Origin of the sequence: Streptomyces sp. NPDC017991, from assembly GCF_044328075.1 — a bacterium.
Classification (GTDB): domain Bacteria; phylum Actinomycetota; class Actinomycetes; order Streptomycetales; family Streptomycetaceae; genus Streptomyces.
Genome location: NZ_JBIRGP010000010.1, coordinates 51,660 through 76,341 on the forward strand (window position 1 = coordinate 51,660; position 24,682 = coordinate 76,341).

The 24,682-nt window shown below is 70.0% G+C and carries 18 protein-coding genes; 8 read left to right on the forward strand and 10 right to left on the reverse strand.

The window, feature by feature from the left end:
• Positions 1–13 precede the first annotated feature (13 nt).
• Positions 14–1,948: a helix-turn-helix domain-containing protein gene (locus ACH4DZ_RS27760; RefSeq protein ID WP_398290077.1), complete on the forward strand. Its 1,935-nt coding sequence runs from the start codon at positions 14–16 to the stop codon at positions 1,946–1,948.
• A 110-nt stretch (positions 1,949–2,058) separates the two neighbouring features.
• On the opposite strand, the gene ACH4DZ_RS27765 is transcribed toward ACH4DZ_RS27760, so the two are convergent.
• Positions 2,059–3,504 (reverse strand): MFS transporter, encoded by a 1,446-nt coding sequence (locus tag ACH4DZ_RS27765; protein ID WP_398290078.1) that lies wholly within the window; start codon positions 3,502–3,504, stop codon positions 2,059–2,061.
• Between the two features lie 330 nt (positions 3,505–3,834).
• Here ACH4DZ_RS27765 and ACH4DZ_RS27770 point away from each other — a divergent pair, with 330 nt between their 5' ends.
• Positions 3,835–6,054 carry an NADP-dependent isocitrate dehydrogenase gene (locus ACH4DZ_RS27770; protein ID WP_398290079.1) on the forward strand — a complete coding sequence of 740 codons (2,220 nt, stop codon included), beginning with the start codon at positions 3,835–3,837 and terminating at the stop codon, positions 6,052–6,054.
• Positions 6,055–6,198: 144 nt separating this feature from the next.
• Here ACH4DZ_RS27770 and ACH4DZ_RS27775 read toward each other — a convergent pair whose 3' ends face one another.
• Positions 6,199–7,464 (reverse strand): alpha-L-fucosidase, encoded by a 1,266-nt coding sequence (locus ACH4DZ_RS27775; protein WP_398290080.1) that lies wholly within the window; start codon positions 7,462–7,464, stop codon positions 6,199–6,201.
• 206 nt (positions 7,465–7,670) lie between these two features.
• Here ACH4DZ_RS27775 and ACH4DZ_RS27780 point away from each other — a divergent pair, with 206 nt between their 5' ends.
• The 3 genes from ACH4DZ_RS27780 (at position 7,671) to ACH4DZ_RS27790 (ending at position 12,538) form a co-directional block, all read left to right on the forward strand.
• Positions 7,671–10,646 carry a carbohydrate binding domain-containing protein gene (locus tag ACH4DZ_RS27780; protein ID WP_398290081.1) on the forward strand — a complete coding sequence of 992 codons (2,976 nt, stop codon included), beginning with the start codon at positions 7,671–7,673 and terminating at the stop codon, positions 10,644–10,646.
• A 125-nt stretch (positions 10,647–10,771) separates the two neighbouring features.
• Entirely contained in the window at positions 10,772–12,013 is a 1,242-nt protein-coding gene (locus ACH4DZ_RS27785) for an acyl-CoA dehydrogenase family protein (protein WP_398290082.1), read from the forward strand.
• A gap of 120 nt (positions 12,014–12,133) precedes the next feature.
• Entirely contained in the window at positions 12,134–12,538 is a 405-nt protein-coding gene (locus ACH4DZ_RS27790) for an SseB family protein (RefSeq protein ID WP_398290083.1), read from the forward strand.
• A gap of 237 nt (positions 12,539–12,775) precedes the next feature.
• On the opposite strand, the gene ACH4DZ_RS27795 is transcribed toward ACH4DZ_RS27790, so the two are convergent.
• The 4 genes from ACH4DZ_RS27795 to ACH4DZ_RS27810 form a co-directional block, all read right to left on the reverse strand.
• The gene (locus ACH4DZ_RS27795; protein WP_398290084.1) at positions 12,776–13,759 is read right to left on the reverse strand and encodes an AraC family transcriptional regulator; all 984 of its coding nucleotides are present in this window, start codon (positions 13,757–13,759) and stop codon (positions 12,776–12,778) included.
• Between the two features lie 87 nt (positions 13,760–13,846).
• On the reverse strand, positions 13,847–14,269 hold the full coding sequence (locus tag ACH4DZ_RS27800; protein WP_398290085.1) for a MarR family winged helix-turn-helix transcriptional regulator: 423 nt from the start codon (positions 14,267–14,269) through the stop codon (positions 13,847–13,849).
• Between the two features lie 99 nt (positions 14,270–14,368).
• Positions 14,369–14,719: a VOC family protein gene (locus ACH4DZ_RS27805; protein ID WP_398290086.1), complete on the reverse strand. Its 351-nt coding sequence runs from the start codon at positions 14,717–14,719 to the stop codon at positions 14,369–14,371.
• Positions 14,720–14,870: 151 nt separating this feature from the next.
• Positions 14,871–15,452 carry a TMEM165/GDT1 family protein gene (locus ACH4DZ_RS27810; RefSeq protein ID WP_398290087.1) on the reverse strand — a complete coding sequence of 194 codons (582 nt, stop codon included), beginning with the start codon at positions 15,450–15,452 and terminating at the stop codon, positions 14,871–14,873.
• Positions 15,453–15,822: 370 nt separating this feature from the next.
• Here ACH4DZ_RS27810 and ACH4DZ_RS27815 point away from each other — a divergent pair, with 370 nt between their 5' ends.
• A complete protein-coding gene (locus ACH4DZ_RS27815) occupies positions 15,823–16,212 on the forward strand; it encodes an SseB family protein (RefSeq protein WP_398290088.1) in 390 nt (129 codons plus the stop codon).
• A gap of 9 nt (positions 16,213–16,221) precedes the next feature.
• On the opposite strand, the gene ACH4DZ_RS27820 is transcribed toward ACH4DZ_RS27815, so the two are convergent.
• Genes ACH4DZ_RS27820 through ACH4DZ_RS27835 form a run of 4 tightly spaced genes read right to left on the reverse strand, consistent with a single transcriptional unit; the run spans position 16,222 to position 20,391 of the window.
• Positions 16,222–17,253 (reverse strand): LacI family DNA-binding transcriptional regulator, encoded by a 1,032-nt coding sequence (locus tag ACH4DZ_RS27820; protein WP_398290089.1) that lies wholly within the window; start codon positions 17,251–17,253, stop codon positions 16,222–16,224.
• Entirely contained in the window at positions 17,250–18,155 is a 906-nt protein-coding gene (locus ACH4DZ_RS27825; RefSeq protein ID WP_398290090.1) for a carbohydrate ABC transporter permease, read from the reverse strand. The genes ACH4DZ_RS27820 and ACH4DZ_RS27825 overlap by 4 nt, the downstream gene beginning before the upstream one ends.
• Positions 18,152–19,075: a carbohydrate ABC transporter permease gene (locus tag ACH4DZ_RS27830; protein ID WP_398290091.1), complete on the reverse strand. Its 924-nt coding sequence runs from the start codon at positions 19,073–19,075 to the stop codon at positions 18,152–18,154. Before ACH4DZ_RS27830 ends, ACH4DZ_RS27825 begins: the two co-directional genes overlap by 4 nt.
• Entirely contained in the window at positions 19,072–20,391 is a 1,320-nt protein-coding gene (locus ACH4DZ_RS27835; RefSeq protein WP_398290092.1) for an extracellular solute-binding protein, read from the reverse strand. Before ACH4DZ_RS27835 ends, ACH4DZ_RS27830 begins: the two co-directional genes overlap by 4 nt.
• 309 nt (positions 20,392–20,700) lie before the next feature.
• On the opposite strand from ACH4DZ_RS27835, the gene ACH4DZ_RS27840 reads away from it, so the two are divergent.
• Positions 20,701–22,749: a beta-galactosidase gene (locus ACH4DZ_RS27840; protein ID WP_398290093.1), complete on the forward strand. Its 2,049-nt coding sequence runs from the start codon at positions 20,701–20,703 to the stop codon at positions 22,747–22,749.
• 328 nt (positions 22,750–23,077) lie between these two features.
• Positions 23,078–24,646: an arabinogalactan endo-beta-1,4-galactanase gene (locus tag ACH4DZ_RS27845; protein WP_398290094.1), complete on the forward strand. Its 1,569-nt coding sequence runs from the start codon at positions 23,078–23,080 to the stop codon at positions 24,644–24,646.
• Positions 24,647–24,682 lie beyond the last annotated feature (36 nt).

Below are 24,682 nucleotides of genomic sequence, written 5' to 3' on the forward strand. Positions count from 1 at the left end.
CATTCTGGTGGACATGTTCCGTGATCAATCGAAGTCGGCCGGGCGCCCCGAGGCGAGCGCGGAGACGCCCTTCCTGAAACTGCTGGCCAGAGGCGCGTCCGCCGACGCGTACGAGCAGCCGGTGCTGCTCGCCCGTGCGGACGGCCTGGCGCCCGGCCGCATCGCCGCTCTGGAGGACGCCAAGGTGCTCGCCCTGCGCGTGCGCTCGGAGATGGAGGGGCGCCGCAGACGCGAAGCCGAGCTGTCCGCGCTCTTCGAGACGGCCCACGACCTGGCGGGACTGCGCGACCTCGACGCCGTGCTCCAGGCGATCGTGCAGCGCGCCCGCTCGCTGCTGAGCACGGACGTCGCATACCTCAGTCTGAACGACCCGGCGAAGGGCGACACGTACATGCGGGTCACCGAGGGCTCGGTCGCGGCGCGCTTCCAGCAGCTGCGCCTGGGCATGGGGGAGGGGCTGGGCGGACTCGTCGCCCAGACGGCCTGGCCCTACGTCACGGACGACTACTTCCGCGACGACCGCTTCCGGCACACCCTGACGATCGACGCGGGGGTACGGGACGAGGGGCTGGTGGCGATCCTCGGCGTGCCCCTCACACTCGGCCCGCACGTCATCGGTGTGCTCTTCGCCGCCGACCGCCGTGCGCGGGTCTTCGAGCGGCAGGAGATCGCGCTGCTCGGCTCGTTCGCGGCCCTGGCGGCGGCTGCCATCGACGCCGCGAACCTGCTCACCGAGACCCGTCAGGCACTGGCGGACCTGGAGCGGGCCAACGAGATCATCGGGGACCGCAGCGGGGTCATCGAGCGGGCCTCGGACGTCCACGACCGGCTCGCCGAGCTCGTTCTGCGGGGCGGCGGGGTCCACGACGTGTCCGCCGCGGTCTCCCAGGTCCTCGACGGCACCGTGCGCTTCGCCGACGCGGGAGCGGCACTCGGGGACGCGGTAGAGGTGTCACGAGCCGAAGGCCACGCCGTCCGCCACGGGGACGACTGGGTCGCGGCCGTCGCCGCCGGCGGAGAACTGCTCGGCGCCCTGGTGCTGGACGGCCAGCCGGGACTCGACCCCGTCGACCAGCGCACCCTGGAGCGCGCCGCCATGGTCACCTCGCTCCTGCTGCTCGCCCGGCGTTCGGCCGCCGAGGCCGAACAGCGCGTCCGTGGCGAACTGCTGGACGACCTGCTCGACGCCCGCGACCGCGATCCCCGGCTGCTGCGCGAGCGCGCGGCCCGGTTCGACGCCGACCTCGACTCCGTCCATGTGGTGCTGGCCGCCCGCCTGGACACCCCGGTGGCGGACGCCGACCAGGAGGCGGCCGCCCGGCGCAGACTGTGGTCCGCGGCGTCCCACCTCGCCGCCACCCGGCACGGACTCGCCGCGGCCCGTGACGGGGGCACCGTCCTGCTGCTGCCCCTCGGCGCCGGCGACACGGCGACGGAGCTGGCCCGCCGCACCGCGAGAGACCTGGGCACGGCCGTGCACGAGGCGGTCACCGTCGGGGCCTCCGCGCCCGTCCGGGATCTGGCCGTGCGACCGGAGGCCGTGGCCGAGGCCTATGCCGAGGGGCACCGGTGCCTCGACGCGCTGCGGCTCCTCGGCCGCCCGGGAGACGGCGCCGCCGCCGAGGACTTCGGGTTCCTGGGGCTGCTGCTGGCCGGCAGCAGGGACATCCCCGGCTTCGTCGAGCGCACCATCGGGCAGGTCGTCACGTACGACGAGAAGCGCGGCACGGATCTCCTGCGCACCCTCGACGCGTACTTCGCCTGCGGGATGAGTCCGGCACGTACCAAGGACCAGCTGCACGTCCACGTCAACACGGTCGCGCAGCGCCTGGAGCGGGTGGGCCGACTGCTCGGCCACGAGTGGCAGAGCCCGGCCCGCGCGCTGGAGATCCAGCTCGCCCTGCGACTGCACCGGTTGTCGTCCTCGGCGCCTCCCGGAGAGCACTGACCCCCGCACGCGGCAGACGAGCGGGGGCCGGCCGCCGCACAACGGCCCAGGCGATACCGGCCGGTGCCGACCGCTGCCCAGAGGATGCCCGACCAGTTGTCGGCCGGTGCTCAGACGGTACGGGCGTCCGCGGGGCGAGTCTCCTCCGCGGCCTCCGCGCCCGGCGGCGCAACACCGGACGGCCCGGTTCCGGCGTCCGCCCCCGCATCCCCGTCGACGTCCGCGAGGTCGCGGTGGCGGGTCTCCTTCGCCACACCCACGGCGATCAGGGTCAGCACGGCCGCCCCGATCACGTACAGGGCGATCGGGGTCGAGCTGTCGTAGTCCGCCAGCAGCGCGGTCGCGATGAGCGGTGCGGGCGCGCCCGCGGCCACCGACGAGAACTGCGCGCCGATCGAGGCCCCGGAGTACCGCATGCGGGTCGCGAACATCTCCGAGAAGAACGCGGCCTGCGGCGCGTACATGGCTCCGTGCAGGACCAGACCCACGGTCACGGCGAGGATCAGGTTTCCGAAGCCTCCCGTGTCGATGAGCGCGAAGAACGGGAACATCCACAGTCCGATACCGGCCGCGCCCAGCAGGTACACCGGCCGGCGGCCGACCCGGTCGGACAGGGCGCCCCACGCCGGGATCGCCGCGAAGTGCACCGCGGAGGCGATGAGCACCGCGTTCAGCGCGGTCTGCTTGGACAGGCCGGTGGACGTGGTGGCGTACACGAGGATGAACGCGGTGATCACGTAGTAGCTTATGTTCTCCGCCATGCGTGCGCCCATCGCGATGAGGACGTCCCGCCAGTGGTACCGCAGCACGGAGACCAGCGGCAGCTTCTCGGCGGCCCCGTCCTGGACCGACCTGCGCGCCTCGGCCTGGGCCAGCGCGGCCTTGAAGACGGGTGATTCATCGACAGAGAGACGAATCCACAGACCGACCATGACGAGCACTCCCGACAGCAGGAAGGGAATGCGCCAGCCCCAGGCCGTGAACGCGGCGTCCGAGAGCAGGGCCGTCAGCAGCGACAGCACACCCGTCGCCAGCAGTTGTCCGGCGGGCGCCCCGGTCTGCGGCCACGAGGCCCAGAACCCGCGTCGCCGCGCGTCCCCGTGCTCCGACACCAGCAGGACGGCGCCGCCCCACTCCCCGCCCAGGGCGAAGCCCTGCACCAGGCGCAGCACGGTCAGCAGCACCGGGGCCGCCGTACCGATGGTCGCGTGCGTGGGCAGCAGCCCGATCGCGAAGGTCGCCCCGCCCATCAGCAGCAGACTCAGGACCAGGAGTTTCTTGCGCCCGAGCCGGTCGCCGTAGTGCCCGAAGACCAGCGCCCCGAGCGGCCTGGCGGCGAACCCCACCGCGTACGTCAGAAACGACAGCAGGGTGCCGACGAGCGGGTCGGAGCCCGGGAAGAACAGCTTGTTGAACACGAGCGCGGCGGCGGATCCGTAGAGAAAGAAGTCATACCACTCGATGGTGGTGCCGATCAGGCTCGCGGCGACGATGCGCTTGAGGCTGCTGGGTGGTGTGGAGGCTGGTGGTGGGGGAGCGGTTGCTGCGGAGGCCATGTGCACCACTTCCGGGTGTTCGGCGGGGACGGGTACGTACCGGCACACCGTAGGAAGACGCAGGTCAGGCGCACATGTGGTGGGACAACATAGTTCTGCCCGGAGAAGTGCGTGCGCCCACCATGACGGATGCCGGAACGCACAGTGACGACCCCGGCCGCCCAGAGGCGGAGCCCGAACTGCCCGGAGGCGGAGCCCGAATAGCCCGGAGGCCGCCGCCCAACCATCCTTGGCGGAGTTGTACAGCCTCCTGTCCGGTCCGGCGCCATCACGAGATATCTTGATGTCGAGCAATGTTGCAGACTTTGCAGACGTGGAGCGGAGCACCCGGTGACTGACTCGACCATCATCTATACGCACACTGACGAGGCCCCGGCCCTGGCGACTTATTCGTTCTTGCCGGTGGTCCAGGCGTACGCGTCGCAGGCCGGTGTCACTGTGGAAACCCGTGACATCTCGCTGGCCGGGCGGATCATCGCCCTCTTCCCCGAGTTCCTTCAGGAGGGGCAGCGCATCCCCGACGCCCTCGCCGAGCTGGGTGAGCTGGCCAAGACGCCCGGGGCCAACATCATCAAGCTGCCGAACATCTCGGCCTCGATCCCGCAGCTGAAGGCCGCGGTCGCCGAGCTGCAGTCGCAGGGCTACGCGCTGCCGAACTACCCGGACGACCCGAAGACCGACGAGGAGCGCGACATCCGCGCCCGCTACGACAAGGTCAAGGGCAGCGCCGTGAACCCGGTGCTGCGCGAGGGCAACTCCGACCGCCGCGCCCCCGCGTCGGTCAAGAACTACGCCAAGGCCCACCCGCACCGCATGGGCGCCTGGACCGCCGACTCGAAGACCAACGTCGCGACCATGGGCGTCGACGACTTCCGGTCCACCGAGAAGTCCGTGGTGATCTCCGAGCCCGGCTCCCTGCGCATCGAGCTGACCGGCGACGACGGCTCCACCACCGTCCTGCGTGAGTCCGTACCCGTCCTCGCGGGCGAGGTCGTCGACGCCTCCGTCCTGCACGTCGCCGCGCTGCGCGAGTTCCTCACGGCGCAGATCGCCCGGGCCAAGGCCGACGGTGTGCTGTTCTCCGTGCACCTCAAGGCCACCATGATGAAGGTCTCCGACCCGATCATCTTCGGCCACGTGGTGCGCGCCTTCTTCCCGAAGACGTTCGCCCGGTACGGCAAGACGCTCGCCACCGCCGGTCTGACCCCGAACGACGGTCTCGGCGGCATCTACAAGGGCCTTGAGTCCCTGCCCGAGGGCGCCGAGATCAAGGCGTCCTTCGACGCCGAGCTCGCCGAGGGCCCCGAGCTGGCCATGGTCGACTCCGACAAGGGCATCAGCAACCTGCACGTCCCCTCCGACGTCATCGTCGACGCCTCCATGCCGGCGATGATCCGCACCTCCGGCCACATGTGGGGCCCGGACGGCGCGGAGGCCGACACCCTCGCGGTCCTCCCGGACTCCAGCTACGCCGGCGTCTACCAGGTCGTCCTCGACGACTGCCGCGCCAACGGCGCCTTCGACCCGTCGACGATGGGCACCGTCCCGAACGTCGGTCTGATGGCGCAGAAGGCCGAGGAGTACGGCAGCCACGACAAGACCTTCGAGATCGCGACCACCGGCACGGTCCGCCTCGTCGACCAGTCGGGGAACGCCGTCCTCCAGCAGGCCGTCTCCGCCGGCGACATCTTCCGCGCCTGCCAGACCAAGGACGCCCCGATCAGGGACTGGGTCAAGCTGGCCGTCACCCGCGCCCGCGCCACCGGCGACCCGACCGTGTTCTGGCTGGACGAGAGCCGCGCGCACGACGCGAAGCTCATCGAGAAGGTCAACGCCTACCTGCCGGAGCACGACACCGAGGGCCTGGACATCCGTGTCCTGTCGCCCGTCGAGGCGACCAAGCTCTCCGTGGAGCGCATCCGCCGCGGCGAGAACACGATCTCGGTCACCGGCAACGTCCTGCGCGACTACCTGACCGACCTGTTCCCGATCCTGGAGCTGGGCACCAGCGCCAAGATGCTCTCGATCGTCCCGCTGATGAACGGCGGCGGCCTCTTCGAGACGGGCGCCGGCGGCTCCGCGCCCAAGCACGTGCAGCAGCTGGTCAAGGAGAACTACCTGCGCTGGGACAGCCTGGGCGAGTTCCTCGCGCTGGCCTCCAGCTTCGAGCACCTCGCGCAGACCACGGACAACGCGCGCGCCCAGGTCCTCGCCGACACGCTCGACCGCGCGACGGCCACCTTCCTGGAGAACGACAAGTCGCCGAGCCGTCGCCTCGGTGGCATCGACAACCGCGGCAGCCACTTCTTCCTCGCGCTGTACTGGGCGCAGGAGCTGGCCGGGCAGACCGACGACGCGGAGCTCGCCAAGGTGATCGCCCCGCTCGCCGAGACGCTCACCTCGCAGGAGGAGACGATCGTCGCCGAGCTGAACGCGGTGCAGGGTGCCCCCGCCGAGATCGGCGGGTACTACCAGCCCGATCCGGCCAAGGCCGCGGCTGTCATGCGGCCGTCCGCGACGCTGAACGCGGCGCTGGCCACGCTGGCCTAGTCCGAGGGCTCCGCCGCGCGCCCGGCCGTTCGTCCGCGGGCGCGTCGTGGCCGGTCGCGCAGTTCCCCGCGCCCCTCTTCGGGGCGCGGGGTTCGCTGTATCCGGACTCCGTCTCGGTACGGGTCCTGCGCGACGGTACGTCGGTCAGAGGCGGCCCGTCCCCGTGTAGAGGTCCAGCTCCCCCTCCAGCTCCACGGCCAGTACGGTCGCCTCCTCGTCCAGATCGGCCGGCGCGGGCGCGTCGATCCAGGTCACCCCCGGTACGGTGTCCAGGCCGCCCGTGACGTGGTGGCCGAGCTCCGTGCCCGTGCCGAGCACCGTGACACGCCGTACGCCGTTGCGCAGGCCCCGTACCGACACGGAGTCGCGCGGCGCGTCGAAGCACACCAGATAGAGCGTGCGCCGGTCCGCGGACAGGGTGCTGGGGCCGTAGTGGTGCCCGGCGGGCAGCCCGGCGACCGTGCCGTACACGGCGTCCGAGTGCCGCCCGATCCACGCGCCGAGGCCCTCCATGCGGGCGATCTGTTCCTCGGGGATCGTGCCGTCCGCACGCGGACCCGCGGCCAGCAGCAGGTTGCCGCCCATGCCGATGGTCTCGGTGAAGTACCGCACCAGTTGCCGCACCGACTTGAAGTCGCGGTCCTGCGGCCGGTGACTCCATGAGCCGTTGATGGTGAGACACAGCTCCCACGGGCCGTCCGGGGCCTGGAGCGGGGCACCCTGTTCCGGCGTGGCGTAGTCGCCGTGGCCCGGCATCCGGCCGTTGAGGACGGTGTCCGGGTTGCCCGCGAGGATCAGGCCGGCGAGTTCGTCCATCCGCCACTGCTCCTCCGTGCGTTCCCACTCGCCGTCGAACCAGAGGATGTCGGGCCGGAAGCGTTCGACGAGTTCGCGTACCTGCCCGTCGCGGTACGCGAGATAGCGTGCCCAGGCCGCCGGGTCCTCCTGGCCGGGCTCCGCCTGCGAGTACGCGTTGAGCGGGACGACGTACGGCCCGGGGTGCCGTTCGGTCGCGTAGTCCGGGTGGTTCCAGTCGGAGTGCGAGTAGTAGAGGCCGACCTTGAGATCCCGGGCGCGCAGCGCCTCGACGAACCCGGTGACGAGGTCGCGGCCGGCCGGGGTGTCCCGGACCACGTCGAGATTGCGGTGGTCGGTGTCCCAGAGCGCGACGCCGTCGTGGTGCCGGGTGGTGAGGACGGCGTACCGGGCGCCGACGCGGGCGAACAGGTCGGCCCAGGCGTCGGGGTCGTAGTGCGAGGCGCTGAAGCCGTCGAGCTGTTCCATGTACTGCTCGTGGGTCATCTCGCCCGTGTAGAAGGACCAGGACTCGGCGGCGCCACCGACGGCGTAGACGCCGTAGTGGATGAAGATGCCCAGCTTGGCAGCGGGAAACCAGGGTTGCATCGGCATGTGTCCACGCTAGGCGCGCGCCCTGCTCGCCGCGTGGGCGCCGGTCACCACTACTGGTCCGTTCTCACCCTTGGGCTCTCGCGCCGCGCGATCCCTTTACGTGGCTGTCATGCACCTGTAGCTTCCGCGCTGCAAGAGGTTTCTGGAACTTGCCGGTTCTTCTTGCAGGGCAACTCGGCGCCCCACGGCCCGCATTGGAGACGCTCATGGGACGTACACCCCTCGGTCGGTCGCGGCGCCCGCTCCTCGCGGCGGTGGTGGCGACCGGACTGCTCGGCGCACTCGCCGGGCCACCGGAGACAGGCCCGGTCGCGATGGGGACGGCCGCCGCCGAAGCGAACACGGCGACCGTCTTCTACTACACGAAGACGAAGAACTGGTCGTCCACCCATCTGCACCACGCGCCGGACGGCGGCACGTGGACCACCGCGCCGGGCACGAGGATGGAAGCGGCCTGCACGGACTGGGTGAAGAAGACCGTCGACCTCGGCCCGGCGGCCGGGCTCGCGGCCACCTTCAACAACGGCGGCGGCACCTGGGACAACAACGGCGGCGCCGACTACGCACTCGGCACCGGGAACATCACCGTCAAGGACGGGGTGATCGCCCACAGCGACCCATGCGCGGGCACCGAACCGGCCGAGGGCAACAAGGTGACGGTCTACTACTCGACGGCCACCACCGGCTGGACGACGGCCAACATCCACTACGCGCCGGCCGGCGGTACCTGGACGACCGCGCCCGGCACCGGCATGGAGGCCGCCTGCACGGGCTGGTGGAAGAGGACCCTGGACATCGGCGCGGCGACCTCACTGAAGGCCGCCTTCAATAACGGCAACGGTGTCTGGGACAACAACAACAGCGCCGACTACGCCCTCACCGCCGGCACCTCGACCGTCGAGGACCGTACGGTCACCAAGGACGCGGCGGACCCGTGCGCCGCAGTGGAGCCGGACACCGAGGCACCGACCGCGCCCACCGGGGTGACCGCGAGCGCCACGAACACCTCCGTCGTCCTGAGCTGGGACGCCTCGACCGACGACACCGGAGTGACCAAGTACCAGGTGACCCGCACCGGCGGCACCAAGGGCACGGCCGTCACCGACATCGGCTCAACGGTGTTCTCCGACACGGGACTTGAGGAGAGGACGAGGTACACCTACACGGTGAAGGCGGTCGACGCGGCGGGGAACACCTCGCCCGTCTCCACCGCGGCCACCGCGACGACCGGCGAGAAGGCCCCCGGGCCCGCCTCGGGCACCCCGCTGGGCACCGACCCCCGCAAGGACCCCGTCTACTTCGTCCTCACCGCCCGCTTCCACGACGGCGACAGCTCCAACAACCGGGGCGGCAGCCAGCACACCAAGTCCGGCAACGCCGCGAACAACGACCCCATGTTCCGGGGCGACTTCAAGGGCCTGATCGAGAAACTCGACTACATCAAGGCGCTCGGCTTCTCGGCGGTCTGGGTCACCCCGGTGGTCCTCAACCGCTCGGACTACGACTACCACGGCTATCACGGCTACGACTTCTACAAGGTCGACCCGCGCCTGGAGTCGGCGGGCGCCTCCTACCAGGACCTGATCAACGCGGCGCACGCCAAGGGCATGAAGATCTACCAGGACGTCGTCCACAACCACAGCTCCCGCTGGGGCGCCAAGGGCCTGTTCACCCCCACCGTGTACGGCGTCCGCGACTCGCAGTGGAGCTGGTACTACGACGAGCGGAACGAGGGCTTCGAGTACGACGGCCTCACCGTCGAACCCAAGTCCGGCAAGGCCTACTACAACGGCGACCTGTGGTCGACGGCCGAACCGTCCGGCAACACCTGCCTCAACTGGGGCAAGCCCACCGGCGGCAAGAGCGCCGAGGGCTACACGCTCTACAACTGCCAGTGGCCGGGCCCCACTTCGGGCATGTTCCCGAAGGCGCTCTACCACCAGTGCTGGATCGGCAACTGGGAGGGCGAGGACGCGCGCTCCTGCTGGCTGCACGAGGACCTGGCCGACTTCGACACCGAGAACACCACGGTCCAGAACTACCTGATCGGCGCGTACGACAAGTACATCGACATGGGTGTCGACGGCTTCCGCGTCGACACGGCCGTGCACATACCCCGCGTCACCTGGAACCGCCGCTTCCTGCCCGCCATCCAGGAACGCGTCACCCAGAAGTTCGGCGCCGAGGCCGCGAAGAACTTCTTCGTCTTCGGCGAGGTCGCGGCCTTCGTCAACGACAAGTGGAACCGCGGCTCGGTCAACCACTCCGCGCAGTTCTACACTTGGAAGGAGCGCAAGGAGTACAGCGCCGACGACGAGGCGGCGGCCCTGGAACAGTTCACCTACGAGAACGACCAGGGCACGGGAAACCAGCCGACGTCCACCAACGCCTTCCTGAACGGGAACAGCTACCACACCCCGGACCGCAGCCGGTTCTCCGGCATGAACATCATCGACATGCGCATGCACATGAACTTCGGTGACGCGCAGAACGCCTACGGCAACGGCAAGGACTCCGACGACAGCGTCAACGACGCCACGTACAACGTCGTGTACGTCGACAGTCATGACTACGGGCCGAACAAGAGCAGTGAGCGCTACACCGGCGGCACCGACGCGTGGGCCGAGAACATGGCCCTGATGTGGACCTTCCGCGGTATCCCCACCCTGTACTACGGCTCCGAGATCGAGTTCCGGAAGGGCAAGAAGATCGACTGCGGTCCGACCTGCCCGCTGGCCACGACCGGTCGCGCGTACTACGGCGGCCATCTCGCCGGCAGTGTGACGGCCTCCGACTTCGGCACGGTCGGCTCCGCGAGCGGCGAGGTCGCCGACACCCTCGCGCAGCCCCTGGTCAAGCACCTCCAGCGGCTCAACCGGATCCGCCGGGCCGTCCCCGCCCTGCAGATGGGCCAGTACTCCACCGAGGGCATCAGCGGCTCGATGGCCTTCAAACGCCGGTACACCAGCGGCTCGACGGACAGCTTCGCCCTGGTCACGGTCACGGGCGGCGCCACCTACACGGGCATCCCGAACGGCACCTACACGGACGCCGTCACCGGGGACGTGAAGACCGTCTCCGACGGCACGCTGAGCGTCGGCGCGCCCGGCAAGGGCAACCTGCGCGTGTACGTGCTGAACGGCCCGGGGAAGATCGGCGCCGACGGCCCGTACCTGAAGTAGGCGCGGGGGCGGCCCACTCAACGGGATCCGGTTGGCGGTATCCGGTGGGTACAGGAGGCACTGGTCGCGTGTTCAATCACGGGTACCGCGTCACATACGGACCGCCCCACCCGTCAGGAGGCACCGTGATCGCCCCTCCCGAGCCAGGACTGACCGAACGCGAACTCATCGACCGGGCGATCGCCCTGCGGCCCGCGCTGCTCGAACGGCAGGCACGGGCAGAGGAGTTGACGCGCTACCCGCAGGAGACGCACGACGACTTCCTGCGGGCCGGCTTCTACCGGACCCTGCAGCCGCGCCGCTACGGCGGATACGAGTTCGGGCTGCCGACCTTCTTCCGCGTGGTCACCGAGATCACCCGCGGCTGCCCCTCCACCGGCTGGGCCCTGTCCCTGACCGCCGCCCATGTCCTGCAGTTCGCCGCGCAGTTCGACGAGCGGGCACAGGACGAGGTCTTCGGCGCCGACGGCGAGTTCCGCGCCGCGTCCACCGTGGCACCCGTCGGCCTCGCCGAACCGGACGGCGACGGCGGGGTCGTCCTGGACGGCACCTGGCCGTACTCCTCCGGCTCCCCGTACTCCACCCACTACCTCGGTCAGACCCTGCGCGCCCCCGAGAAGCCCGGCGACCCGCCCGGACCGATGGTGCTGTTCGTCGCCCCGCGCGCGGTGTGGACACTCGTCGACGACTGGCACGGCGTCCTCGGCCTGCGCGGCAGCGGCTCCAACAGCGTCCGCATGGACCGGGCCCGTATCCCCGAACACCTCACCCGGGAGCTGAGCCTGCTCGACCTGCCCGTCGAGGGCGGCACCCCCGGCTCGAAGCTGCACGGCAACGCCCTGTACGCGGGACGCGCGCCCAGCGTCTACCACGGGGAGCTGGCGGCCATCATGACCGGCATCGCGTACGCCGCCGCCGACGAGTACACCCGGATCCTCGCCGGCCGCCCGCTCACCCTGGAACCGGACCGTACCCGCTCGGAACTGCACGACTACCAGCGTCACCTCGGCGAGGCGCTCGGCCAGATCCACACCGCGCGGGCCGCCCTCCAGCGCAACGCCGAGGACTACATGGAGGCCTGCCGCCGCAACGTCTTGGGCGAGGCGCCCTTCACCCTCGCCGACGACAACCGGCTCGCGATCGTCTTCCTCACCGCCGGCCGCATGGCCTGGGACGCCCTGCAGAACATCCTCTTCCGCACGGCCGGCTCCCGCCACGCCCGGGACGGGACGCGGATGCAGCGCTACTTCCGGGACGCCGCCACGTACTGGTCGCACATCGGGGCGAGCATGGCCGAGCCACTGGCCCGGCGCGTCGGCCGCGACCGGCTGGGACTGCCCTCGCACGACATTCCGCTCATCCCGTGACCGTTGCGTGACGGGTGTGTGGAGTGGGCATGGCACCCCGCAGGACGGGTACGCAATCAGCCGCGCCCGAGTCGGACACGACACGGGCGGCCTGTTTTCGCCACTACGTCTGGATGTGCCATGGAGATTTCCTCGAACGACAGCGCCACGGTGGAGGCCCAGCGCGCGCTGAGCGTCCTGGCCGAGAACGCCGGGGACGGCGCGGCGCTGGACACACTGGCCGGTAGTGACGTGCTGGTCCCGGTGCCCGACGACGCCCAGGACGAGACGGTGGCAGACCCCACGGTCGTGGCCCTGCCCGTTCTCGAACAGCCGGGCTCCGACCCGCTGGTCCCGGTGTTCACCTCGGAAGTGACGATGGCCGAGCTGCTGCCGTCCGTGTCGCGCTACCGCCTCGTCCCGCTGGGGACGCTCGCCGCGCAGTGGCCCGCCAGCGACCTCTCGCTGAGCATCGACGCCAGCACGCCGCACGGCCTGACCCTCGACTCCCAGGGGGTACGCACCCTGCTGGCGCCCCGCGCCTGAGAAGGGCGGTGCGGACGGGGGTCGGGCCCGGCCACCTGTCGGAGGGGAGCGGCCGGGCCCTGGGGCGCGGGCGTGTTCCCGCTCCCGCGCCCCTGGTCCTCAACCGTGCGGGATGAACGGCGCCGACACCGTTCATCCCCGACGCACGGGCGCCGTGATCAACGGTAGGCCGACACCCGTGCCGGAATCGCTCCGCAAAGCGCGGCCCTTGTCCGGTATGCGCGGTGGCGTCCGTCATCAGGACCGCAGCGTCTGCGCGGGCGAGGTCCCGAACCGGGTCCGGTAGCGCTGCGCGAAGCGCCCGAGATGGCCGAACCCCCACCTGTACGCCACCTCCGTGACCGTGATCGTCGCGGGATCGGCCGCGAGCAACTGCTCGTGCGCCCGCCGCAGGCGTACCTCGGTGACGTAGGCGGTGGGGGACATCCCCACATGTTTGCGAAAGGCCTCCTGGAGGGCGCGCACCCCGATCTGGGACAGCAGGGCCAGCCGCGCCGCGTCGTAGTGCTCGTCCGGCCGCTCCTCGATCGCCTCCATGACCCGTCTGACCGTCGCGGGCCGCGCCGCCGGCACGGGCGCCTCCAGAGCGCCGCGGTAGGAGTGGCCGCACGCGAGCAACAACCCTTCCAGCAGGGTCTGTTCTATCCGTGACCGGATCAGGGGCCGGCCCAGCAGTCCGTCCGGGGTGTTCCTCTCCCGCAGGCACCACAGCGCGAGGTCCGCCCAGCTGCGCCCGGCCCCCCGAGTGACGTCGATGTACGTCTCGAAGGACGGCGGACGCCGTACGGGCCCGCCGAGCAGGGCCTCCAGCCGCTCGTGCAGGGCCGCCATGTCGATCTTCACGGTGAGGGCACGGCAGTCGGGCGACCAGTCGTCCACCCTGATCCCGCGTTCCGGCCTGAGGAACACCGCACGCCCGGGAGCGGTGTACGCCGACGCCCCGTACCCCTGTCTGCAGCGGAAGCGGCCGGTGAGCGGCACGGTCACGTGGTAGACCCGCGGCTGCGCGAAGTCGATCGTCACCTCGGTACCGAAACCGATCTCGCCGACGGTCAGCGCGCCGAGCTCGGCCACGCTGAGCCGGGTGAGGAAGTCCTCGGCCCGGCCCGGCACTTCGAGGCGAAGGTCGTAGTAGTGCTGCGCGATGACGACACGGGACTCGTCCACACAACGCGTCTCGTAGCTGCTGACCCCGGCCTGCCGCTCTTCGTCTCCGACCACTGTGATCCCCCCGACACAGCCCGCGCCGTCCTGCGCACGGCGACCCATGTGACGGTACGGGATGCGCCGCGCCCGGCGGAAGGATCTTCAGGCGTCGGCCAGCATGCGCGCCAGGGCGGCGCGCTGCAGGGGGCGGACCTGAGCGTGCAGATCACGGCCCTTCCGGGTGAGGGCCACCCAGACGCCGCGCCGGTCCTCCTGGCAGATGCTCCGCTCCACCAGGCCCTCCTTCTCCAGCCGTCCGATCAGCCGGGAGAGGGCGCTCTGGCTCAGATGGATCCGGTCGGCGATGTTCTGCACGCGGCACTGCTCGGCGGGGGCCCGGCCCGTGCTCACGTGGGCGTCGGGGGCCGAGGTGCTCGACACGAGGATGTCGAGCACCTCGAAGTCACTGGCGCCCAGTCCGTGCGGATGGAGTTCGCGATCGATCTCGCACATGGTGCGCGCGTGCACCGACAGGATGTCCCGCCACTGGTCCTCCAGCCGGGAAGCGGCCTTCTCTGCTGCCATGTCCGCACGGTAACAGAGAAAGGGCCGCTTGTTGAGCATGCAACTAGTGCAGTTGCATACAGTTGTCCGGCTTCAGGATCAGGCTGTCAGGCCGCGGGATCAGGACGCCTCCTGGACCAGACCGACGGCGTTGCCGTCCGCGTCCTTCACGGAGGCGATCAGCATGCCGCCGCCGACGTCCTGGACGTCCTGGACCACCTCGGCGCCGGCGCCGACGAGACCGGCGAGGCCCGCCTTGATGTCGTCGACGTACCAGTAGGGGACGGGTCCGGTCAGACCCTTGGCGTGGCCGTGCGGGTCGAGCCCTACCTCGGGCCCGCCCGGCGCCCGGAAGCCCACGTAGTACGCCTCGTCCACGTACGGCTCCACTCCGAGGAGCGCGCCGAACAGGGCCTTGGCGCGGGCGAGGTCCTTGACGGGGTAGTTGATGGTCTTGAGGCCTTCGGGCATGACGGGCTCCTCCGCGTTCGTGATGGCACCGGTGTTCGTTCGTCCGCCGGTCTCCCAGCGGTTTCTCGCCGGTGCCCTCACGCTACGGCCGGGTGGTGCCGGGCCGCTTCTCCGATCCTGACCAGTCATGTGCGGGGCGGTCGGCGGCCCGTCAGCCCGCGAAGATCTCCACCACCGACCAGACGGCGAGGCCGAGCATGCAGATCCCGCCGACGCGCTGCACGGTCCTGAGGGGTACGCGCTTGGCGATGAAGCGCCCGGCCAGCAGCGCCAGCGCGGAGACCGACATCAGGGCCGCCGCCGAACCGACGGCCACGGACGCGACCCCGTTCGTGGCAGCGAGGTTGGCGGTCGTGATCTGCGTCAGATCGCCCCACTCGCTGATGAACACGGCCATGAAGGCAGTGGTGTAGACGGGCCAGAAGCCGGTGACGGTACGGCCGCCGGCGTCCTCCTCGTCGTCCCCGCCCCCGCGCAGCAGCATGAAGGCGCCGAACGCGAAGAGGGCGGCCGAGACGGACTTGACGGTCCAGTCGGGCAGCAGGCCGATGAGGCTTCCGGCGCCGACCGCGATTGCGACATGGACGATGAACGCGGTGGACGTACCGAACCACACGTAGAGCGGCCGCATACGCGTACCCATGGCCAGCGACGCGAACATCGTCTTGTCCGGCAGCTCGGCGAGGAAGATCAGCCCGAAGGCGGTGAGGATCGCCAGAGGGTCGAGATGCATTCCGGTGGCTTTCTGTAGGGACCGGGCCCCCGGATCTTCGCGAAGCGCCCTCGATCGGGGCGACGGGAGAACCGATCGGCCCGGCATGTCGGGTGCGCCGCGAAATCGCGGGCACGGCAATGCCTGGCCGAAGGTCTCGTCCACCCGTGTGTTCACACGGGCCCGGCCACCGGGAACCCGAGGGCTCCAGCGTGTCGACGACCGGTTCGCAGGACTACTCCCCTTCGCAGTCACTCAGTGTACAGGGCATCTGTATCGTCGGCGCATGGGGACGGGATGAGTGGGTAGAAGAGGTGCATTCCGCGCGGATGGATCATCTTCGGGCAATCGGGTCTCCGGGGGCCGCGCGGGGAGGACGGAACGCGGCACCATGAACACGACCGACGCGACCGGCGAAGACACCGCCGAGGTGATCCTCCGGGCCCTGAGCGTGCTGGCCCACGACGGAGGGGACCGGCGCGCGCGGGCGACGCTCGCCGACAGCGACGTACTGATCCCGTCCTACGGCTCGGACGACGACGGGGATCCGATGACACTGATCCTGCCGGTCACGGAGCGGACCGTGCTGGTCTTCACCTCGGAAGCACGCATGGTCCACTCCCTGCCGGGCGTCCGCCACTACTGTCTCGTCCCGCTCGGCACGCTCCCGGCGTACTGGCCGGAGAGGAACCCCTCGCTGACCATCGACGCCGGCTCACCGGACAGCGTGATGCTGACCGCCGAGGGCGTACGGACACTGCTGTCCGCCGACCACCGGTGAGCCCCCGCCTCAGGTCGACTGGCGTTTCACCAGCTCCGTCGGCAGGATCACCGCCGCCGGGTCCTCTCCGCCGATCTGGGCGAGCAGCACCCGGACCATCTCGGAACTGATGCGGTCGTAGGGCTGGCGGATCGTGGTGAGTTCGGGGCTCGCCGCGACCGCCGCCGAGGAGTCGTCGAAGCCACCCACCGCGACATCCCCGGGAACGGACCGTCCCGCCCGGTGCAGCGCGCTCAGCACGCCCTGCGCCATCAGGTCGGACGCCACGAAGACCGCGTCCATGTCCGGCGCCCGCTTCAGCAGGAGCTCGGCGCCCGCCTCTCCGCCGGCCCGGCTGTAGTCGCCGGACGTGACGAGGCGTTCGTCCAGGTCGATGCCCGACTCGGTGAGCACCTCGCGGTAGCCCGCCAGCCGCTCGACACCGCCGGGGGTGTCCAGCGGGCCGGTCACCATGCCCACCCGGCGCCGGCCGAGCGACACCAGATGGCGCACCATGTCCCGGGCGCCGTCCCGGTCGTCGGCGGCCACGTAACTGATCTTGGAGCCGACGCCGATGGGCTTGCCGCACATGACGAGCGGCACCCCCGCGTCGCGCAGTTGCTCGGCCACCGGGTCGCCGGAGTGGCTGGAGACCAGCAGCACCCCGTCGACGTGACCCGCCGTGATGTACCGCGTGATGCGGCGCCGCTCGTCCTCGGTGCCCGCCAGCATCAGCAACAACGGGATGTCGTGCGCCGCCAGTGCCTGCGTACAACCGCGCAGCAGGACGTTGAAGTTGGGGTCCTCGAAGAACCTCTCCTGCGGTTCGGTGAGCAGGAAGCCGATCGAGTCCGAACGTCCGGTGATCAGCGAGCGGGCGTGCCGGTTCACGACGTAACCCGTCTTGCGGATGGCGGCGTTGACCGACTCCTGGGCGGCGGGGCTCACATAGTGGCCGCCGTTCAGGACGCGTGACACCGTCCCCCGTGAGACTCCGGCCTCGCGCGCGACGTCGTGGATCGTCGGCGGTCGGCGCCGGCCCCCCGATTGGCTCATGGTCACGACTTTACGGCTCCCGACAGCAGATCGAGACTCCAGAACCGCTGGATGACCAGGAAGAGCGCGACGAGCGGGATCACCGCGAGCAGCGCGCCGGTGATCACCAGCGTGTAGAGGGCCGGGGTGTTGGAGCCCTGTTCGAGGAGGGTGAACAGACCGAGGGTGATCGGGAACTTCTCGTCGTCGCTGAGCATGATGTACGGCAGCAGGAAGTTGTTCCACACCGCCACGAACTGGAACAGGAAGACCGTCACCAGTCCGGGCACCATCATCGGCAGCGCGATCCGGGTGAAGATCCGCAGCTCGCTCGCCCCGTCCATCCGCCCCGCCTCGACGACGTCGGCGGGCACGGCCGCGGCGGAGTAGATCCGCGCGAGATACACGCCGTACGGGGACAGGACCAGCGGCAGCAGCACGGACGCGTACGAATCCGTGAGGTCGGCCTTGGCCATGAGGAGGTACTGCGGGATCGCGAGGATCACGGGCGGCATCAGCACGCCCGCCAGCAGGATGTTGAAGACGGTCTCGCGTCCGCGGAAGCGGTAGATCGCGAGGGCGTAGCCGCTGAACGCCGAGACGACGGTCGACATGAGGGCGCCGAGTCCCGCGTAGAGGGCGGAGTTGCCCATCCACTTCCAGTACACGCCGTCACGGTAGGCGCTGAGGTCCCTGACGTTCTCGGTGAAGCCCGTGCCCGGCAGGAACGTGAACGTCGAGAACAGTTCGCTGCCCGACTTGGTCGCCGCGATCACCACCCAGGCCACCGGCAGCAGGCAGTAGAGCGCGCCGATCAGCAGGGTCACCGTCGGGACGAAGGCGATGCGGCGGCGCAGCGGCGGCCCCTGCGCGGTGCCGGGCGTCGTGCCGGCGGCGGGGGCCGCCTTGCGGACGGCAAGAGAACTCATCGTGCTGCCTCCTGCTTGTTACGGGAGTTCGCGGCCCGCAGGAAGCCGAAGGACAGGACCAGCGTGACCAGCGCGATGATCACCGCGGTCGCCGCGGCGGAGTAGATGTCACCCTTGCCGAAGGCGTCCTGGTACACCTTCATCAGCGGACTCCAGGTCGTGGAGACGGAGTTGGTGAGGGGCTTGAGCGTGGTCGGCTCGCTGAACACCTGGAGCGTCGCGATGATCGAGAAGAAGAAGGTGAGCACCAGCGAGGGCACCACCATCGGGATCTTGATCCTGAGCGCGGTCTGCAGCGGGGTGGCGCCGTCCAGCTCGGCCGCCTCGTACACCTCGGCCGGGATGGCCTGCAGCGCGGTGTAGATGACGATCATGTTGAAGCCGGTGCCGCCCCACACCGCGATGTTGGACAGCGCGATGTACAGCGGCCCGCCGTCCAGCAGATCCGGCTGCGGCAGGCCCAGCCGGTCGAGGACGAAGTAGAAGGGGCTGACGTCCGGCAGATAGAGGAAGCCCCAGAGCATGGCGGCGACGACACCGGGAATGGCGTACGGCAGGAAGATCGCGAGGCGGGTGACCGGTGCGAGACGGACCCGGTCGGCGTCGAGCATCAGCGCGAAGAGCAGCGCGAGCCCCAGCATCACCGGGACGACGATGGCGCCGTACCCGAGCACGCGCAGCGCTCCGGCGAGCAGCTCGGAGTCGGTGAGGGCGTCGGTGTAGTTCTCCAGGCCGGCCCAGACCTCTTTGCGGGCTCCTGAACCGAGTCCCAGGCCCTTGACCTGGACCTTGTGCAGACTGAGCCAGACCGCGTACCCGATGGGCAGCGCGAAGAACAGGACGAACAGGATCGTCGCGGGGAGGAGGAAGGCATACGGGGCCCCCTTGACCCCGTACGACTTCCGGCGTGCGGTCGTCACTCCGCGACCTCGAAGCCCTGCTTGTCGAGGTCGGCGACGGTGTCGTCCTGCATCTTCTTCAGGGCCGCACCGAAGTCCGACTTGTTCTTGGCGGCCGCGCCGAAGGCGTCCCGGAACGTCGTGTACGCGACGTTGACGTTCGGGCCCCAGGCGGACGGGGCGGTGGTCTTCGCGATGGCGGAGGCCTGGGTGTAGAAGTCCGGCTGGTTCGAGAAGTACGCCGGCGGCTCGGTGAAGGCGTCACTGGTCTGCGCGGTCGTGGCGGCCGGGTAGATACCGCCCTCCTTCGCGAGTGCGGTCAGCGCCTCGGGGTCCGTGTTCAGCCAGGTGGCGAACTTCGCGGCGGCCGACTTGTGCGAGGAGTCCGTGGTGACGGCCGTGGACGAACCGCCCCAGCTGCCCGTGACGTTCTCGGCGGCGGACCACTGCGGCAGCGGGGCCATCGCCCACTTGCCCTTGGTGTCGGGCGCGGCCGTGGTGAGGGTGCCCGGCGCCCAGACCGCGCTCACCCAGGCGATCTGCTTACCGGTGTTCAGCGCCTTGTTCCAGGCGGGCGTGTACATCGGCTGGTTGTCGATCGCGCCCTCCTCGACGAGGCCGCCCCAGAAGTCGGCGACCTTCTGCGAGGCCGCGTCGTCGATGCCGACCTTCCACTTGTCGCCCTCGGTGGTCCACCACTTGGCGCCGGCCTGCTGCGCGAGACCGGCGAACAGCCCGGAGTCGTTGGCGGAGAACGTGGTCAGGTCCGTCTCCGGCGCCTTCTTCTTCAGCGCGCGGGCGGTCTCGGCGAACTCCTCCCAGGTCTTCGGGACTTCGAGGCCGTACTTCTTGAACAGGTCCTGGCGGTAGTAGAACATCATCGGTCCGGAGTCCTGCGGGATCGCGTACACCGCGTCCGAGCCCAGCGTGGTCTGCTGCCAGACGCCCTCGGCGAACTTGTCCTTCACCCCGTCCACGTCACCGGCTATGTCGGCGAGCGCGTCGTTGCTGACCAGCGTCGGCAGGGCCTGGTACTCGGCCTGGACCAGGTCCGGGGCCTTCTTGGCCTTGTGCGCGGTGAGGATCTTGGTGACCAGTGTGTCGCCGGACGCCTGCTTCTTGACCGTGACCTTGATCTGGTCCTTCTTGCCCTGGCCGTCGTTCCACAGGTCGGCGACCTTGTCCATGCCCGGCGTCCAGGACCAGTACGTCAGCGAGACCGGCCCCGAGTCGGCCTCGCTGTCGTCATCCGAGGACCCGCAGGCGGCGAGTGCGGTGGCGCCGAGCGTGACGGCGACCGAGATGGTCACGAGGCGACGCAGCTTCGTGTGTGGCATGGATGTATCTCCCTGACCGTGGTCTCCGCCTGCTGCGGAGGCCTGCCCCTTTTTCTGTGCGGCTCGCCTCCGGGGCGCTTCAGCCGGTGTCGAGAGCACGACCGTGCTCAGCCCTTCGGGCCTCCGCGCGCTCGCGCCCTCGACACCGGCGCGCCCCTACGGCTCGCTAGTGCTGCTTCTGTGAGCGTTCACAGTAGAGAAACATCCCGGACACTTGTCAATGGTTGTTGCTGTGCGGTTATGTTGGGCTCGCGCCGCTGAAACAGTGTGTGCACGTTCCCAAATGATCGAATTACCGGGAGACAATCCATGCCGGAGACCACCCCCAGGGGCCTTGCGCGGCTCGCCTTCGGTGGGGACTACAACCCCGAGCAGTGGCCGGAGTCCGTCTGGCCCGAGGACGTCCGGCTGATGCGCGAGGCCGGCGTCACGATGGTCAGCGTCGGGATCTTCTCCTGGGCACTGCTCGAACCCTCGCCGGGTACGTACGACTTCGGCTGGCTCGACCGGGTGCTGGACCTGCTGCACGAGAACGGGATACGCGTCGACCTCGGTACGCCGACCGTCGCGCCGCCCGCCTGGTTCTACCGGGAGCACCCCGAGGCGCTGCCGGTGGCCGCCGACGGCACCCGTTACGAGTTCGGCTCGCGCGGCGCCATCTGCCACAGCAACCCGCACTACCGCGCCGCCGCCGCGAACATCACCGAGCGGCTGGCGGAGCGGTACGCCGCACACCCCGCGCTCGCCCTGTGGCACGTCCACAACGAGTACGGGGTCCCGGTCTCGGCCTGCTACTGCGAGAACTGCGCGGCGCACTTCCGCCGCTGGCTCACCGACGCGTACGGCACGGTCGGCGCGGGCGGTACGGTGAACGCGATCGACGCGGTCAACGAGGCCTGGGGCACGGCCTTCTGGGGTCAGCGGTACGCGGACCTCGACCAGATCAACCCGCCCCGGCTGGCCCCGACGGTCGGCAACCCCGGCCAGGCGCTCGACTACAAGCGGTTCGCCGACGCGACCATGCGTGAGAACTTCGTGGCCGAGCGGGACATCCTGCACCGCCTGGCGCCCGGCATCCCGGTCACCACGAACTTCATGACCGCCCTCAGCCAGTGCGACTCCGTCGACTACTGGGCCTGGGGCCGCGAGGTCGACCTGGTCAGCAACGACCACTACCTGATCACCGACGGCCGCCGTACGCACGTCAACCTCGCGATGGCCGCCGACCTGACCCGTTCCGTGGCGGGCGGCGCCCCCTGGCTGCTGCTCGAACACTCCACCTCGGGCGTCAACTGGCAGACCCGCAACCCGGCGAAGGCGCCGGGCCAGATGGCCCGTAACTCGCTCGCCCACGTGGCCCGGGGCTCCGAAGGCGCGATGTTCTTCCAGTGGCGGCAGTCACGGCGCGGCGCGGAGAAGTTCCACTCGTCGATGCTGCCGCACGCGGGCACCGACTCGCGCGTCTGGCGCGAGGTGGTCGAACTCGGCTCGGCCGTCGACTCGTTGAGCGTGGTTCGCGGCACCCGCACGGTGGCCGACGCGGCCGTCCTGTGGGACTGGCACTCCTGGTGGGCGCAGAACCTCCAGTGGCGCCCGAACGAGGACCACGACCCGCGTGAGCGCGCCGACGCCTTCTACGAGGCCCTCTACGACCGGCACCTCACCGTCGACTTCGCCCACCCGGAGGCCGACCTGTCGGGCTACCCCCTGGTGGTGGTCCCGGCGCTCTACCTGATGACCGAGGCCGCCGGGCTCAACCTGAAGGAGTACGTCGAGAACGGCGGCACACTCGTCGTCTCGTACTTCTCCGGCATCGTCGACGAGCACGACGCCGTGCACGACGGCGCCTACCCCGGGCCGCTGCGGGACGTGCTCGGCCTGACCGTCGAGGAGTTCTCGCCGCTCCTCGCGGGCGACCGGGTGCGCCTCACCGGTCCCGACGGCTCCGAACTCGCCGGCGACGTGTGGAGCGAGTTCGTCGTGCCGCGCGGCGCCGAGACCGTGTGGACGTACGCGGACGGGCTCGCCGCCGGGCATCCGGCGGTCACCCGGCACCGGCTGGGCGCGGGGTCCGCGTGGTACGTGTCCACGCGGCTGGGCGCCGCCGGGCTGGACGCGCTGATCGGGTGGGCCGCGGATGACGCGCGGATCGCTCCGCGCGCCGATCTGCCCCGGGATGTCGAGGTGGTGCGGCGGGTGGGGGAGTCGGGGGCGTTCCTCTTCGCGATCAACCACTCCGGTGTCGAGGTCAAGGTGCCGCTCGACGGGCACGGTACGGAGGTGCTCCGCGGTGAGCGGGTCGCGGGGCGGCTCGCGGTGCCGGCGGGGGCCGTACGGGTCGTGCGGCTCGACGACTGATCCGACCTGCGGATTTCGCCCCCGCCGCCCCTACCCTCCCCCATCGTCACTGCATGGGGGCTTCGCCCCCTCGCCCCCTGATCGCGCTTCGCGCTCGTCCTCAAACGCCGGACGGGCTGGAGAGTCGCGGACGGTCCGCGAATCTTTCAGCCGTCCGGCGCTTGAGGACCGGGGGTTCGGGGGCAGCGCCCCCGAGTACGTGACGATGGGGGTCCCCCCGGTCGAGCGAAGCCGAGACTGGGGGAGGGAAGGGGCGGCGGGGGCGAGTAGAACCCCCGTCACCACGCGGGGATCACATCCACATCACGTCGAAGGGACAACGACGACGATGTTCCATCCCAGACGCACACTCAAGGCCCTGCTGCTGCCCCTGGCAGCCGGACTTGCCCTGACCGCGCTGCCGGCGCAGAGCGCGAGCGCGGCAAGCACCCTCACCAACCCCGGCTTCGAATCGGGCAGCGCCGGAACGGCCGCCCCGGCCGGCTGGACGGCCTACTCGGCCGGAGGCCAGGCCGCGGCCTCCTTCACCGAGTCCGGCGGCCACGGCGGGAGTTACCGGCTCACGCACTACTCGGCCTCCGCGTACAAGGTGGAGACCTACCAGCACCTCTCCGGCCTTACCAACGGCACCTACAAGCTCACCGCCTGGGTGCGCTCGGGCGGCGGCCAGAACTCCGCGTATCTCGCGCTCAAGAACTGCGGCAGCGCGGAGCAGCGCACCGACATCCCGGTGTCGTCCAGCGGATGGCTCCGGATCGTCACCTCCATCGCGGTGACGAACAACCAGTGCACGATCGGCGTCAACTCCGACGCCAAGGCCGGCAACTGGATCAACGTGGACGACCTGACCTTCACGTCCGGCTCATCAGCCCTGTCCATCAAGGGTTCTGACGTATCGTCACTCGCCAAGAGCGAGGCCAAGGGCGGCGTCTACAAGAACAGTTCCGGCACGACCGGTGACGCCCTCGCCATCCTCAAGTCCGCCGGGCAGAACTACGCCCGCCTCAAGGTGTGGGTGAACCCGGCCGACGGCTACAACAACAAGGCGCGTGTCCTCGCCGTCGCCAAGCGCGTCAAGGCGCAGGGCATGAAGCTCCTGGTCGACTTCCACTACTCGGACACCTGGGCCGACCCGGGTGTCCAGTCCAAGCCCGCCGCCTGGTCCGGACACACCTACAGCCAGCTGAGGACGGACGTCTACAACCACACGTACGACGTTCTGAACGCCCTCAAGGCCCAGGGCACCACGGCCGACATGGTGCAGGTCGGCAACGAGATCAACGGTGGCATGCTCTGGAACGAGGGCTCCACCTCGAACTGGTCGCAGCTCGCCGGACTCCTCAACTCGGGCTACGACGCGGTCAAGGCGGTCAGCTCCGGTACGACCGTGGCGATCCACCTCGCCAAGGGCGGCGACCTGGCCGGTACCCGCTGGTGGTTCGACAGCGCCGTGTCCAACGGCGTGAAGTTCGACGTCATCGGGTTGTCCTACTACGGCTACTGGCACGGCACGCTCGCCGACTTCCAGACGACCCTGGACGACGCGGCGTCCCGCTACGGCAAGCCGGTGTACCTCGCGGAGACGGCCTATCCCTTCCGGCTGGACAGCGAGGACCCGACCGAGAACATCATCGACCTCGCGAGCGAACTGGTGCCCGGCTATGCCGCCTCGACGGCAGGTCAGACCCAGTGGATGAAGGACGTCGCGAGCATCGTGGAGGCCGTCCCGAACGGCCGCGGGCTCGGCATCTTCTACTGGGAGTCCACCTGGACCGCGGTGACCGGCAACGGCTGGGACCCGACGGACCCCTCGTCCGGCAACGGCTGGGAGAACCAGGCCCTGTTCGGCTACGACGACAAGGCGCTGCCGGCGATGGCGTGGTTCAGCCACCGGTGACCGCCCGAACGTAACTCGGCGAAGGCGTAACGGGAG

Coding starts and splice junctions, on each gene's coding strand:
- ACH4DZ_RS27780 (WP_398290081.1), top strand. CDS start 7,671: ATGGGACGTACACCCCTCGGTCGGTCGCGGCGCCCGCTCCTCGCGGCG.
- ACH4DZ_RS27845 (WP_398290094.1), top strand. CDS start 23,078: ATGTTCCATCCCAGACGCACACTCAAGGCCCTGCTGCTGCCCCTGGCA.
- ACH4DZ_RS27775 (WP_398290080.1), bottom strand. CDS start 7,464: ATGCCGATGCAACCCTGGTTTCCCGCTGCCAAGCTGGGCATCTTCATC.
- ACH4DZ_RS27790 (WP_398290083.1), top strand. CDS start 12,134: ATGGAGATTTCCTCGAACGACAGCGCCACGGTGGAGGCCCAGCGCGCG.
- ACH4DZ_RS27835 (WP_398290092.1), bottom strand. CDS start 20,391: ATGCCACACACGAAGCTGCGTCGCCTCGTGACCATCTCGGTCGCCGTC.
- ACH4DZ_RS27810 (WP_398290087.1), bottom strand. CDS start 15,452: ATGCATCTCGACCCTCTGGCGATCCTCACCGCCTTCGGGCTGATCTTC.
- ACH4DZ_RS27840 (WP_398290093.1), top strand. CDS start 20,701: ATGCCGGAGACCACCCCCAGGGGCCTTGCGCGGCTCGCCTTCGGTGGG.
- ACH4DZ_RS27760 (WP_398290077.1), top strand. CDS start 14: ATGTTCCGTGATCAATCGAAGTCGGCCGGGCGCCCCGAGGCGAGCGCG.
- ACH4DZ_RS27815 (WP_398290088.1), top strand. CDS start 15,823: ATGAACACGACCGACGCGACCGGCGAAGACACCGCCGAGGTGATCCTC.
- ACH4DZ_RS27765 (WP_398290078.1), bottom strand. CDS start 3,504: ATGGCCTCCGCAGCAACCGCTCCCCCACCACCAGCCTCCACACCACCC.
- ACH4DZ_RS27825 (WP_398290090.1), bottom strand. CDS start 18,155: ATGAGTTCTCTTGCCGTCCGCAAGGCGGCCCCCGCCGCCGGCACGACG.
- ACH4DZ_RS27805 (WP_398290086.1), bottom strand. CDS start 14,719: ATGCCCGAAGGCCTCAAGACCATCAACTACCCCGTCAAGGACCTCGCC.
- ACH4DZ_RS27800 (WP_398290085.1), bottom strand. CDS start 14,269: ATGGCAGCAGAGAAGGCCGCTTCCCGGCTGGAGGACCAGTGGCGGGAC.